Origin of the sequence: Gracilibacillus thailandensis (assembly GCF_010994055.1) — a bacterium.
Taxonomy (GTDB): domain Bacteria; phylum Bacillota; class Bacilli; order Bacillales; family Amphibacillaceae; genus Gracilibacillus; species Gracilibacillus lacisalsi.
Genome location: NZ_WJID01000025.1, coordinates 42779 through 57159, shown reverse-complemented (window position 1 = coordinate 57159; position 14381 = coordinate 42779). Strand labels below are relative to the sequence as shown.

At 34.9% G+C, this 14381-nt stretch carries 14 protein-coding genes; all 14 read left to right on the top strand.

The genetic code is table 11. From position 1 onward, the window contains the following. Nucleotides 1-2: 2 nt before the first annotated feature. Nucleotides 3-713 (top strand): hypothetical protein, encoded by a 711-nt coding sequence (locus tag GH715_RS09610; RefSeq protein ID WP_153835208.1) that lies wholly within the window; start codon nt 3-5, stop codon nt 711-713. Then, nucleotides 713-1852: a peptidoglycan DD-metalloendopeptidase family protein gene (locus tag GH715_RS09605; RefSeq protein WP_163578575.1), complete on the top strand. Its 1140-nt coding sequence runs from the start codon at nt 713-715 to the stop codon at nt 1850-1852. The genes GH715_RS09610 and GH715_RS09605 overlap by 1 nt, the downstream gene beginning before the upstream one ends. 23 nt (nt 1853-1875) lie before the next feature. Further along, complete coding sequence (locus GH715_RS09600; RefSeq protein WP_240469370.1) at nt 1876-2874, top strand: hypothetical protein; 999 nt, start codon at nt 1876-1878, stop codon at nt 2872-2874. Nucleotides 2875-3092: 218 nt separating this feature from the next. Beyond that, nucleotides 3093-3425 carry a hypothetical protein gene (locus tag GH715_RS09595; RefSeq protein ID WP_077356152.1) on the top strand — a complete coding sequence of 111 codons (333 nt, stop codon included), beginning with the start codon at nt 3093-3095 and terminating at the stop codon, nt 3423-3425. A gap of 1 nt (nt 3426) precedes the next feature. Then, nucleotides 3427-3897: a hypothetical protein gene (locus tag GH715_RS09590; protein ID WP_077356150.1), complete on the top strand. Its 471-nt coding sequence runs from the start codon at nt 3427-3429 to the stop codon at nt 3895-3897. Nucleotides 3898-3900: 3 nt separating this feature from the next. Beyond that, complete coding sequence (mobP2, locus tag GH715_RS09585; RefSeq protein ID WP_153835207.1) at nt 3901-5154, top strand: MobP2 family relaxase; 1254 nt, start codon at nt 3901-3903, stop codon at nt 5152-5154. A gap of 27 nt (nt 5155-5181) precedes the next feature. After that, on the top strand, nt 5182-6042 hold the full coding sequence (locus GH715_RS09580) for a toll/interleukin-1 receptor domain-containing protein (RefSeq protein ID WP_077356146.1): 861 nt from the start codon (nt 5182-5184) through the stop codon (nt 6040-6042). Nucleotides 6043-6276: 234 nt separating this feature from the next. Beyond that, nucleotides 6277-6432 carry a hypothetical protein gene (locus GH715_RS09575; protein WP_153835206.1) on the top strand — a complete coding sequence of 52 codons (156 nt, stop codon included), beginning with the start codon at nt 6277-6279 and terminating at the stop codon, nt 6430-6432. Continuing rightward, complete coding sequence (locus GH715_RS09570) at nt 6425-7516, top strand: JAB domain-containing protein (RefSeq protein WP_163578574.1); 1092 nt, start codon at nt 6425-6427, stop codon at nt 7514-7516. The genes GH715_RS09575 and GH715_RS09570 overlap by 8 nt, the downstream gene beginning before the upstream one ends. Nucleotides 7517-7542: 26 nt before the next feature. Beyond that, nucleotides 7543-8673, top strand: coding sequence for a DNA topoisomerase (locus tag GH715_RS09565; RefSeq protein ID WP_077356142.1), 1131 nt, complete (start codon nt 7543-7545; stop codon nt 8671-8673). 126 nt (nt 8674-8799) lie between these two features. Next, complete coding sequence (locus GH715_RS09560; protein ID WP_153835205.1) at nt 8800-9867, top strand: tyrosine-type recombinase/integrase; 1068 nt, start codon at nt 8800-8802, stop codon at nt 9865-9867. Continuing rightward, nucleotides 9864-11459, top strand: coding sequence for a hypothetical protein (locus GH715_RS09555; RefSeq protein ID WP_077356135.1), 1596 nt, complete (start codon nt 9864-9866; stop codon nt 11457-11459). The genes GH715_RS09560 and GH715_RS09555 overlap by 4 nt, the downstream gene beginning before the upstream one ends. Then, nucleotides 11449-11832 (top strand): DUF6262 family protein, encoded by a 384-nt coding sequence (locus tag GH715_RS09550; protein ID WP_077356133.1) that lies wholly within the window; start codon nt 11449-11451, stop codon nt 11830-11832. Before GH715_RS09555 ends, GH715_RS09550 begins: the two co-directional genes overlap by 11 nt. A gap of 70 nt (nt 11833-11902) precedes the next feature. After that, nucleotides 11903-14095 carry a DNA topoisomerase III gene (locus GH715_RS09545; protein WP_153835203.1) on the top strand — a complete coding sequence of 731 codons (2193 nt, stop codon included), beginning with the start codon at nt 11903-11905 and terminating at the stop codon, nt 14093-14095. Nucleotides 14096-14381 lie beyond the last annotated feature (286 nt).

The following is a 14381-nucleotide window of genomic DNA, read 5'->3' as shown; positions in this document are numbered from 1 at the left end:
CGATGCGAGAAGATAATCATGAAAAACGAATATTTTATAAGTTTATCTTTCTATTAGTCGTGACAGGTTTAATTGTGATTGTTTGGATATGGAAATGGACTGCCGATGATCCAAAAGAGCAAGATCCGAAAGAAATGTTTGAAACGTCCAGCCAACAAGAAAACATGCAAGAGCCGGTTAATATAGATGAGGAAAAAATAAATGCTGTATTAAAAGATGAAGGAGAATCCAAGAAGCCGGACGCAGCAGATGAAAATAAGCAAAGTGAACAAACAGAAAGTAATCAGGAAGAGGACGATTTAGAACAAAAATATATCATCCAATATAGTGAACGGGAAGTGGAACAAGCGAAAGAGCAGGCAGAAAAGGTGCTTGCCCTTTATATATTGCAAGTAACGGATTGGGACAAGTGGGAGGATGCAGTTACAGCAAATTATCTTGAAAATATGCAAAAGGAAATGACAAACTTTAAAGACGAAAAAGCAAAAAGAGAGTTGGATGCAATTGATTTATTTGCTTCTCAACCTTTGAAAGATGGAGAAATAACGTTTGGCGCATATGCTTCGTGGCATGTCACTGTGAAAGGAAAATCAACATCTAAACCAATGCAGTTATACTATATTACATTACAAAAGGCAGGTGATAAGTGGATTGTTAGCAACATGGTGACACCGAATAATCAAAACATGGAAGGAGAAGGGAAGAAGAATTAGTGAAGCATTTAAAACAATTTGCAAAACATCTGATAAGGAAGAAGCTACTCGTAGGAACGAGTAGTTTTTTAATTGCGAACATTATTCCTGTCCTAATCTTTCTTGTTCTTTGTACGTTGTTGATGGCGGTTATTGGTGCATTAAGTGGTAGTGTTGATCATCAACATAATGATCAAGATGATGATGGTGGAGGTGGTAATATTTGTTCGCCAACAGGTGATATGAATCAAAAGGAATGGGATAGTTACTTTAAGCATGAAGATCGCTCAGGTGTTTTCAAAGGATATGGTAATGATATTATCGAACTATCTGAAGAAAAGGGAATTGATCCAATTCTTTTTGGTGCTATCGCTTTACATGAAACAGGTTACGGAACTTCCAGTGGAGTAGTCGATAAAAATAATCCTGGAGGGTTAATGGATCCTGCAACAGATTGGCAAACGCTACAACGTTTTCCAACATTAAAAGAAGGTTTAGAAGCCATGGCAGATACTTTATATAATCGTATTATTGTAGATGGATTAGTAACAATTGAACAACTGGGGGAAGTGTATGCTCCGATTGGCGCAGAAAATGATCCAAACAATTTAAACAAACATTGGATACCAACGATGAAAAAGTTAACTGCAAACATGGGTGGATTAACCATGAATTGTGAAGCAGAAGATCATGTTGATATGGATTTAATCGGTGGTAAGTCTTGGGTTTCACCATATACCAAAACCATTACTTCCGGCTTTGGTTATCGGTCGGGATGTGGAAATTGCACCACATTTCATGCTGGGATAGACATTGCAAGTGCCGGGATAAGGAATACGCCGATTGTGTCCTTTTCGGATGGAAAAGTGACCATAAGCGAATCGAGCGGAACAACATTTGACTCCACTTTAGAAAATATGGGAAAAGGTTATGGCTGGTATATAGAAGTTGATCATGGTAACGGAATTAAAACCCGTTATGCTCATATGGACAAGAAAGGAATACCTGTCGGAAGTGAAGTGAAGGCAGGTGATGTGATTGGTCATGTTGGTTCAACCGGGGCATCAACTGCGCCTCATCTTCATTTTGAGATTTTAATGGAGGGGGAGAAGGTTGACCCTATGCCACACGTCAAATCATTTTTAACAGGCGAAAAATGATAAGGGAAGGAGGATTTAGTCGCGTGAAAAGTAAATTCAATCGTGGAAGGGAAAATAAAGTCTATATTGGCATTATCGTTACACTATGCGTTTTGCTTGGTGTTTTTTTAACGTCTAAATCATGGATGTATGATGATAGTGCCATCGCACAAACGCCATATAATAAATCCGTTAATGGTTTAAATCAAACAACATTAGTTTTAAGGAGTTGGGAGTATAATCCGAAGAATCAACTCATGGAGGTAACGATTGAAACGGTTCATACGGGTACCGATGCAGCGGAACCGACATTTACGTTTGAAGCAAAGGGAAAGGGATCAAAAGAAACCTACCCAGCAAAAAAAGTGTATGAATCCGACAATGTGATGGTCATTCACATTGAACATGTTCCAAATGAATACCGTGTTATCGGTTTGTTTGTGACAGAACACCGGGATGACAAAATACTGAAACAAGAGTATAAACGACAACTGGAAAATGATAGTGATGTTGCTACAACGGAGACAGATAAAATTAAAAAGTCCGATTTGCCGAAGCCGGAAGATGTGATTATTGTGGGGGATTATCGTGAGATTGAAGTAAATAAGAACCTTGTTGCAAAATCGGATAAGGCATATCAAAAAGAAGCAATCGTCACAGACATGGAACGAATCAAACAAGAAATATCTACAATTATAGATGAAAATATTCCTTTCCAACAGGAATTAATTACTACTTTAACAAAGGAGCAAACATCATTAAAAAGTGAAATGGAATTTGAAACGAAGGAAGAACAAACTGAAACAGAGAAGGAAATAGAACATAAAGATAATGCCATTTCCAGTGCAAAAGAAGAAATTGAAGCATACAAATCAAAGGTAAAAGAGCTCAAGGAAAAGTACGATAATCGGAAAGAAAAACTCGATACATTGCTTCATCCTGAACGTCAATTAGTAGAAGAAAATCACGAACCAAAAGAACAAAAACAGCAACAGCAAAAGAAGAAAAATAAAGATGAGCCTTCAGGAAAAGAGGGGAAATAAGTATTAAAAGGTCTATATTAAACCTATATATTCAGCAAGAAACACCTATATAAAAGGTATATTTACTATTGAAAAAATGGGCTTGCTGGAAAACTAGGCGCTGCCTAGTCACCCACGCTATGTGGGTACACTTCCCCCTTATCCTGTTCAACAATCCCTGTTCATGTGAACGGGGATTTTCCTGTTTTTTATGCGACGCGTGGAAGGAGCGGATTTGAATGGAAATAAAGATTCGGGATGTAGATGTTCGTGCCGTAAAAGTGTTAGATGAGGAAGCTAAAAAACAAAAGGTATCAAGGAATGTATTACTGAAACGAATGGTAGAGGACGCAGTGAAATTTGATGGGATTAAGTTTGCAGAAAAGGAATTAGATGTGACAGTAAGTCGAGTTGCGGATGGATTGGAAATGACGTTCAAACGATTAAATCATTTGGAAAAAAGAACACTCCATCTGTATTTGATTTTATGTGATGCGCTTGGATTAAATCCTGAAGAAGCCGATCACATTTTAGACAAAGCATTTCCTATGGACAACAAGGAGGGAAAATAAAATGAGTATGACAGAAGAGAAAAAGCAAGGATCTTACTTTTTGCTAAGCCCTGAAACGAAAGAAAAAATTAAAGTGGCAGCGAATGAAAATCATACGTCTCAAGCGAATGCCATTGCCTTAATGGTGGATGCTTATTTTGAAAATAAAGAAGAAGAATATGTTCTATTCAAACAAACGATTTCTGACTTACTGGATGAAAAATTAGATTTCGTAAAAGAGAAAATGAATCGCATTCAAGTAGCAAGTAACGTTATTGATCGGGACACGAAAATCATTCTGGAGTTCATGAACCATTACTACCTGGTGAATAAATTCAAAAACTTAATTACAACGGAAGAATTTAAAACAAAAGGAATGGAACAAGCAGAAGATTTGGTGCAAAAACGAATCCATAAACACCGGCAAAAGAAATTAGACTATGAACGACAAAAGGAATTAAAGCAACAAGCGCAATCGGGAGGTCAGGAATAGATCATGAGTCCAGCAGTTGTATTGCGAAGTAAATTTGTTACACCTAGGTCGAGTACGTTTAATGATTTCATTAATTATATGGATCGTGAGGATGCGAAACAACATGTGAAAATGGATACCTCATCTGATAAAGAAAATGATTTTGATGTGTTCTATCACTTCATGGATTATATGGATGATGACGAAAAACAAGGTGAGTTATTTACCTCCAGTAAAGACAGATTGAATGACAAAGAAAAGCAAACAGTCAAAGAACAATTTCAACTAGCACAACAAAATGAATCACCAATGTGGCAAGATGTGATCTCTTTTGATAATGAATGGTTGGCGAAGCAAAAAATATACAATGCAACGACTCATAACGTTGATGAAACAAAAATGAGGGGTGTTGTACGGGAAACGATGCAAACAATGTTACAAGCAGAAGGAATGCAGCGATCAGCAATTTGGACGGCAACCCTGCATTACAATACCGATAATATTCATGTACATGTCGCAACCGTAGAACCTCATCCAACAAGAGAACGAATGAATGTATTGGATAAAGAATCGAATACATGGCATGAAGAATATCGAGCCAAACGAAAGCCAAAAACGTTAGACAAAATGAAGTCCAAAGTTGCCAATATTATTTTAGATCGTGCGCATGAACGAAATAAAGTAGATGAATTGTTGCGTGGAACCATACGCTACAAAAAGGAAAACAATATTTCCTTATCTTCTTTCAGAAAAACAGAAACTTTATTTAAAGAAGCGATGAATCGTTTGCCTGAAGACCGAAAACAATGGCGTTATGGTTATCAATCTATCAATGAGGCTAGACCTTATATAGACGAAATAACCGAAATTTATTTAGAGCAGTTTCATCCAAAAGAGATCCAAGCATTAAAAACAAAATTGAATGAAGAAGTAGATGTGATGAAAGAAATGTACGGTGATGGAAGTGATTACCAACAATATAAAGATACAAAATTAGATGATCTTAAAAAGCGTATGGGAAACGCAATTTTAACCGAAATGCGCGTAGTTGATAAAGAAGAAAGGGTGTCGGACTTCGAGCGGAAAATAGCTATAAGACAATTTAATGCATTAGAAAAAGAAAATCAGCAATCTTTTTTCCAACGCTATAATGGAAAGGGAGATCCTAGTTTGCATGTTTCTATTATCCGTTTGAAGCAAGCGATGCGGAAAACATTTCATGATTATAAGCGAGAGAGACATATGGATGAATTTGATCAACTGGTGGAGAAGGGTTGATTTAGTGAAACCTAACATTTTTGTGTCATGTTTGATATACTTTTGTTAGATTGTGGTATTCAATTAACGGGCACAGGGGGAGTATTTATGATTTTTATAAGTCACCAGCATAAAGATAAAGAATTTGTAGGAGATATTGCGCAAACTTTAAGCGATATTTTCGGCGAAGAAAAAGTATTTTTTGATGATTGGTCAATAAAGCCAGGGGAGAACATAGTTAATCGAATGAATACTGGGTTAGAGGAGTGTAAATATTTTTTCTTCTTTGTAACTCGTAATAGCCTTGAAAGTGAAATGGTTAATTTAGAATGGACATCTACATTAATAGATAAGGCTAATCGTCAAATTGAATTTATACCTATTCGTGCTGATGATGTCAATGTTCCTCAAATACTAAAGTCAATCAAATATCTTGATTTATATTCAAATGGAATGGATACAATTAAGACTCAAATTATAGAAATAGTACAGGGACAGGAAACGAATAGGAAATATCCAACATATCAGAATTTAGAAGCTTACGTACTAAGAGAAAGTGAAAAAGAGTTAAAGTTCTTCATTAAAGCTAAAAGATTTTTTGAGCCTAATGGGAAATTTGTTCTTGTAACTAAATTAGACGACAAACAAGCAGAATTTAACCTAATTGGTGGAGGTATGACCCGTAATTCATTTAACCCAAATGCTGCACAATTAGGGGGAGAAAATGCTAATGTCTTCTTCCTTGAGATACCTGAAGGAGTAAAAAAAGGATTCAAAATCGGGTTGAGCTTTATAAAAAAGGTTTCTAGTGATGTAGATATAGCTTTATTTCATATGAAGACGGAGAGTAAATTTGAAAGAATACCAACGACTTTGATTAACTCCGAAATTGATATACCAACCTCTTAAATTTCTATAGTGGAGTTTTTTTAAGTAACCTGTCAATTGCAGAGTATGCGTGTTACAGAATTGACTGCGATTGTATAAGAAAAGCATTAATCTATGACACATGTTCCTTGAATTAAATAGCAGTTTTAAAAGCACAGACATTAATTGTTAATAATTAATTCTGTGCTTTTTTGTATGCAATTTTTAGTGTGACTTATCGATCGGTATTACAAATAACAGAAAGGAATGGTTTGAGTGAAGAATAATCAACAGAGTATTTTAGATTACTTTGGTGTAGACAGTCAAAAGGAATTACTGGAGTTCATGCAGGAGCATCCGGAAGATAAGGATGTTCTTACGTTAAAGGAATTAATCATTCGTACGGAAAATGGCGGTGATACGGATGAATAATCTGTATGAGCATTTTGGCTGCTCATCCAAAGAGGAACTTTATCAAAAGGTAACCAAAGATGATGATTCCGTAAGAAGTTTAGTGGATTTTATAGACTTTTCAAAAGGACAAATGAACAGCAAAGAAGCAGGGATCTCTTCTCCACAGGATTTTATTGAATTTGTTACGAAGAATAAAATGCCTGCAAAAGATGAGATGGTATCTGTGTTTTGCTCCACCAAAAATGAGCCATTACATTTAAGTCGATATAAATTTCATGATCAAGATGATTTGAAAAGAGCGTTGAAAGAAGGTTTACATGCAGGCGGTGTATCCATGTTTAATTTATCAAACAGTTCTACGTCTACTGGTAAGGAAGCAGAAATGACCAAATACTTTAAAACATTTGGGATAGATGTGATTGATGGATTTAGCTATAACGAATTCAGCGACACAATCACATCCAATCAGGAAATGATTCCGTATAGTCGCGATAAATATGCACCATCTGTGGATAGTGTTGCCGAAAGTGAAGGTCATACCATGACAGCTTATAATCTGCAAAATGGCATAAACACATACCAAGGATTTGACGAATTTACTTCTTTTTTCGCTAATCAAGAGATTGTTGGATCTCATATGTTGAAAGATAATGCAAAGGTGAAGAAAAGCTTGAAAGTTGGTTATCAGTATGATTGGCAAGAATCGTTTGGAGTAATTGCTTGTGATGCTGATGGGAAAGTTCTAGCTGTTAAAGAACTTTTCAAAGGGTCACCAAATGCAAGTATAGTGGATAAGAAGGTATTTACAAAGGAATTATTGTCGCAAGAAGATGTATCAAAGGTTGCCGTTTTTCATAACCATCCTTCAGGCATACCGGAACCAAGTGCTGAAGATAGAAATGTGACCAAAGGTTTGAAAGAAATATCCGAAAAATTGGATGTACAGCTTTTGGATCATTTTATTGTCGGAAAAAAGAATGTCTATTCCTTTGCAAAAGATATTCCTGGACATGTTAGCAGCAATGAAGATTATAGAAAACTCATTGAAAAGCAGTCAAAGACAAAAGGCGGTAAGCAGCATGCATTTGAAATGGAAATGTGAGCAAAAGAAAGGGGAAGAACGTTTTAATGGGACATACATTAATTTTAGCTGAAAAGCCGAGTCAAGCAAAAGCGTATGCAGATGCTCTTCAACATACAAAGAAACAAGATGGTTATATAGAGGTAAATGATGGTCGCTTTTTTAAGGAGAAAGCATATATCACTTGGGGATACGGGCATTTGGTTGAACTTCTTTCTCCTGAACAATATAACGAAACATGGAAAATATGGAGATTAGATCAGTTGCCGATGTTTCCGGAGCAGTTTCGTTTTCAGGTAAGTAAAGACAAGAAAAAGCAATTCAATATAGTGAAAAGACTTTTAAATGATTCAGCTGAAATTATTGTTGCAACAGACTGTGATCGTGAAGGTGAAAATATTGCGAGGAGTATTATATCGCTTACTGGAGCATCAAATAAACCCACTAAACGATTGTGGATCAATTCTTTAGAGGTGGACGAGATCCAAGAAGGATTCCGTCATTTAAACAACGGAATTAATTACCTTTCATTATATAAAGAAGCACAAACAAGGCAATATAGTGATTGGCTAGTAGGAATGAATGCTTCCAGATTATACACATTGCTATTACAAAAACAAGGGTTGAAAGGAGTATTCAGCGTTGGCAGGGTACAAACAGCTACCCTTTATTTATTGTATAAGCGCCAGAAGGAAATCGAGGAATTTGTTTCCCAAGACTACTTTACATTTCAGGGGAAGGTCCAAGTGACAAATGGCTCGTTTGAAGCGAAACGTAAACAACACTTTGCAACAAAAGAAGAAGCACAAAAAGTATTGCAAGAACAAGGCATTCTGCTTGATATAAATGATGGTATTATTCAGGAAGTGAAAAAAGAACGGAAAAGAACAAAGTCACCAAAGCTACATTCTTTATCTTCCTTGCAAAGTACGGCAAACAAGCAATGGAAGTACAGTCCGTCTGAAGTATTAAAGATTGCACAAAGCCTATATGAAAAGAAAGTCCTGTCCTACCCGAGGACGGACAGTCACTTTATAACCGATAGTGAATTTGGTTATATCAAAAACAATTTATCGAACTATCAAGAATGTATTGGAGTAGATGTTGAAGTTGTTTATCCTAATGCCCAGAAACGGTATGTAGACAAATCAAAAGTGCAAGAGTTATCTATAGTATAATATAGTTATGTAGTTAAAGTATCTTAAGAAAGTAGATACTTATTTTTATGACTTAGAATAATAAATATCAATATAAGACTTCTAAAGTCTTTATAGTTTTTAAAGATAGAGGGGGTGAGGGGTGGCATGGCTAAAGTTATTAAGGTGAAAAATGAGGAAGAAAACGTAATTTATCTTTTAACCTCTAATGAAGGCATTCCTTTTTTATATGTAAACAAGTATTTAAAGTTTTTAGATACTATAAATAGATCACCAAATACTATAAAATCCTATGCTTATAGATTGAAATTATACTGGGATTTTATCGAGTTGGATCAGTTGGACTTCAAAAATATTTCAATGGATGTACTGGTAAAATACATAGGCTGGTTACAAGGTGGATCTAGTATCAGATCAAAAAAGAGAGAATCTAACACTATAAATGACAATGTGATGGCGGTATTTGGATTTTATAATTATCTTGCAAGGTTCCACTCGGAGATACTTGATACTAAATTAGACTTTTATTCGGATTCGAATAAAAAAAATTACTCATACAAATCTTTTTTAGAACATACAAAATCCAATGTCAAATATAGGCTGAATGCTCTAAAACTTAGAGAAACGAAGAAACCTTATAGCAAGTTAAGTGAGGAGCAGTTAAAGAAAATATTTCAAACTAAACTCAACATAAGAAATAAGTTGCTGGTAAGCATTTTATACGAAACTGGTGTGAGGATTTCGGAAGCGTTAAACATAAGGCTTGAGGATATTGACCTTTCAGATAAAAAAATATTAATCACTAAATCTAAAACGCCTTCGGGAGAAAATAGATTAGTATATATATCAGCTGAAACAACAAACTTATTACAAGATTATATATATGAGGTACATGAAAAGAACAACTTTGACAGTGATTATCTATTTTTAAAGTTAACAGGTTTTTCGAGAGGAGATGTTTGTGATGATGTGACTATAAGCGCATTTTTCAGGGAACTATCGACAAAATTAGGGTTTAATATTACTCCTCATATGTTCCGGCATACATTGGCTACAGAGCTTCATGAAAATGGTCTGGAAATATCTATAATAAAGGCTTTGTTAGGTCATAAAGATGTTCAAACTACTATGAATATGTATATTCATCCTTCAGAGAAATCCGTTAGGGTAGAATATAATAAAGTAGCGTTAAACAGAGAAAGGAATAAAAAATGAATATTGAAAGTGTTTATAAAGAGGATACGATTATAGAGTTTCTTAACCAATATCCTTGCTACAAATCCGATATTTGGTACGGGAATGATATGAAAATAGCAAAAGAATCCAGTAGACCATTAGATCGTTATATAAATAAAATAGACTTTACCCTTTGCAAAAACAGCTGTATAAAGAATGAAATAAAATATTATTTCGGGAAAAACCTTAATGACAGCTTGTACTCTGTTATTACGGTATTTGGGGGTAAGGCCCATCATTTAAGAAGGATGTTAAAGTTCCTGGATAAAAACTATCCCAATATAAAAACCATTTTAGAAATTCCCAAAGAGGAAATAATGTTTAAGTATACAAATTATTTAATAGAATGTGGCATTAAGGTTGAATCGGTTAAACATAATGGTACTGCTGTTACTCCGGCGGTTTCTTTAATGAGTACATTTTATAATTACATTTATGGTGTATTTGATCAAACACCTGAATGGGAAAAGGATATTTGGGATGGCACTAAATTACCCATTGAACTAAATTACACCAACACATCCACTAAAAGAATAAAATTTACTAAAGTAAATCATAGATATAGAGGGTTAGCAAAAAAATATCTATATACTAGAGTAGTTGAATTGAAAAATTTGACTTTTTCTATTGGGGTAAGATATCTTCATGAACTTTCCATTTTCTTAAACTTTTTAAACGATAGTTACCCTGAATTATCGATAAAAGATATCGAACGTTGGCACATAGTAGCTTATTTAACATTTATTAAAAATAAAATGATATTTGATAAAACAAATCAACAAAAAATAAAGGCTACGGATGTGTATGTAAGTAGTAACCTTAGCGTAGTGAGAAAATTTCTGACTGATATAAAAATATTGGATTGGGAGGAATCATCAGATCAGCATATCGAATCCCTATTTCTCCCGAATGATAATCCACACCGTACCAAAAGTTTGAGTTTCGATAATCCTAAATATATTCCGGATTATATATGGGATCAAGTCGTTGAAAATATTCATCTTATTGGGGATAGATATGTACCTATTATTTTGATAATGGAAGGTTCGGGTTTTAGAGGTTCAGATGCGTATGCAAAAATTCACGATCAAACGTTGAAGGAAGCCTATTTTAAAGCTAAAAACAAAGGTGGCGTCAAATTTGATATTGAGGGTGCTCTGGTCAAGACAGATATAGATGAACAGGCAATAGAAAATGATTTAGAGTTAGAGTGGATTAGGCATAATTATGATTCAATACGAATGGATCATGGAATGTGCATTAAAAGTACTAAGATGAAATGTGAATATGCCGAAAAAGTCATTGAACCACCATGTATTGCAAATAATTGTAGAAGTTTTCATGTTGATAGTTCTTTTATTGATTATTACAAATCTCAAATTGCCGCATTAGAAAAGGATATTCAAATTTATGAAAAAAACGGACATGTGAGGTCGTTAGAATTTGCTAACAAAAAGATGAAAAACTATAGAAAAGTTTTAAATGAAATCAGTGACAACGGAAATATAAATGGAATACCAAAAGAAAGACGCGAATATGTGGGAGAGGAAAGAGAAAAAAGTGTCCAATAAGAATCCTAATACATCTAAAATAATTGAATTAGCTAAAGAAAAATCTTTAGATACAGAGAAGCAAGTTTTTTTAACTATAAAAAGCATGATCAAAAATAAAAAAGTAATTAATTATAATACAGTGTCAATAGAGAGTATGGTTTCCAAGTCGTTCTTATACAAAAATGAAGGAATTCGGAAGAAAATTGATATGCTTAGGAATGAACAAGTTAATTTGAAAAGTGTAGCAAACCATAAGCCGAATACCTCCGATAAATCAAAGGATATAATAATCGAATCCTTAAAATTTAAAATTGAACGTTTGGAGAAAGAAAATAAAGAGTTAAAGGAATCATTAGCAGCGAAGTATAGCACGTTCTATAAAGATTTATAACCCTAACGAGGAATATGTATATAACTGTTTATGTTATATCTGAATAAGGTTTTGAGAGGATGCGTTTATTATGACAAAAAGTTTAGTACTAGCCGAAAAGCCTTCTGTCGCACGTGATATTGCTCGTGTGCTAAATTGCAATAAAAAAGGAAACGGGTGTCTTGAAGGCAATAAATATATCGTAACATGGGCGCTTGGACACTTAGTTACACTTGCTGACCCAGAAAATTACGATGTGAAATATAAAACATGGAAATTAGAAGATTTGCCTATGCTACCAGAGCGTTTGAATTTAACAGTGATGAAGAAGACTGGAAAACAGTTCAACGCTGTTAAAAGCCAATTCAATCGAAAGGATGTTAATGAAATAATCGTGGCAACGGATGCAGGTCGTGAAGGTGAACTAGTTGCTAGATGGATAATCGCTAAGGCAAAAGTAAACAAGCCAATAAAGCGTTTATGGATTTCTTCTGTAACAGATAAGGCGATTAAAGAAGGTTTCAAAAACTTGAAACCAGGAAAATTCTATGAAAACTTATACCATGCTGCTGTTGCACGATCTGAAGCAGATTGGTATATCGGTTTAAATGCTACTCGTGCCCTTACGACACGCTTCAATGCACAACTAAATTGCGGGCGTGTTCAAACACCTACAGTAGCCATAATTGCGACAAGGGAAGATGAAATTAAAAATTTCAAGCCACAAACATATTATGGTATCGAGGCACAAACAGATACGATTAAATTAACATGGCAAGATTCGAACGGTAATGGTCGTAGCTTTAAAAAGGAAAAAATCGATGCAATTGTTAAATCGCTAGGTCGTCAAGATGCTAAAGTTGTGGCGATTGATCGTAAACCGAAAAAAACATTTGCTCCGGGGCTTTATGATTTAACAGAACTACAACGTGATGCAAATAAGTTCTTCGGCTATTCAGCAAAGGAAACCTTAAATACCATGCAAAAACTGTATGAGCAGCATAAAGTGTTAACATACCCTCGTACAGATTCCCGATATATTTCAAGTGATATTGTTTCAACGATTCCCGAGCGCTTAAAAGCATGTGGTGTTGGCGAATATCGATCAGCAGCCAATAAAATTTTGGCTAAGCCTATTAAAGCGAATAAATCGTTCGTTAATGACTCGAAATTAGGCGATCATCATGCGATTATCCCGACTGAAGGATTTGTAAATTTCTCTGCTTTCACTGGTAAGGAAAGAAAAATTTATGATTTAGTAGTAAAACGTTTCTTAGCAGTTTTATTTCCAGCACACGAATATGAACAATTAACGGTACAGGCTGAAATTGATAGGGAAAAATTCATTGCTAAAGGTAAAACAGTAATCAATGCTGGTTGGAAAGAAGTTTACGAAAACCGATCTGATGATGAAGAATTAACAGACGATATAAAAGAGCAATTATTGCCCAGCATTGAAAAAGGCGATGTATTAAAGACAAAGTTAGTAGCTCAGACATCGGGTCAAACAAAACCACCTGCACGTTTTACAGAGGCTACTTTACTGTCTGCTATGGAAAATCCTACAAAGTATATGCAAACGAGTAATAAAGGGCTTGCAGATACCTTAAAATCAGCCGGTGGATTAGGTACGGTTGCAACACGTGCAGATATTATTGATAAGTTATTCAATTCATTCTTAATTGAAAAACGTGGTGGTAAAGAAATCTATATCACATCCAAAGGTCGGCAGCTACTGGATTTAGTACCAGAAGAATTACGATCTCCTGCAACAACTGCCGAATGGGAGCAAAAGCTTGAGCTCATTGCAAAAGGTAATTTAAAAAAAGATGTGTTCATTAATGAAATGAAAGAGCACACAAAAGAAATCGTTGCCGAAATTAAAGCAAGCAATAAAAAATACAAGCACGACAATATCTCAACAAAATCGTGCCCTGATTGCGGTAAGCCGATGCTTGAAGTGAATGGTAAAAAAGGTAAAATGCTAGTATGTCAAGATCGTGAATGTGGACATCGTAAAAACGTGTCACGTATAACAAACGCTCGCTGCCCTCAATGTAAAAAGAAAATGGAACTACGTGGCGAAGGAAAAGGACAAATCTTTGCATGTAAATGCGGCTATCGTGAAAAGTTGTCTTCCTTTGAAACTCGTCGAAAAAAAGAAAAGGGGAATAAAATGGATAAACGTAGCGTACAGAAGTATTTAAGGAAGCAAGATAAAGAAGCTGAACCAATTAATAACCCATTTGCAGATTTATTAAAAGGAACGAAGTTTGATAAATAAAGTGAGGTCAGATGGTTTATGAAATATCTGATATAATTAAGTTGGCAAAGTAGTAGTGTGGCAGTTCCAAATCCGAACCAGTTCGTGGAATAGATTCTTTCAGCTAGTTAAGGAACAATGGTAAATGCTCGCATAATTAGAATGAAAGGTGCATATAAACTAAGCTACGTTGGCACAGTAAAGGAATCCAGGGAAATAACAGGACTTTCCCAGCAGAAAAAGTAAGAAAGCATAAATCTGTCAAAAAGGCAAATTGTGCTTTCTTTTACATACAAGTTTTTCAATT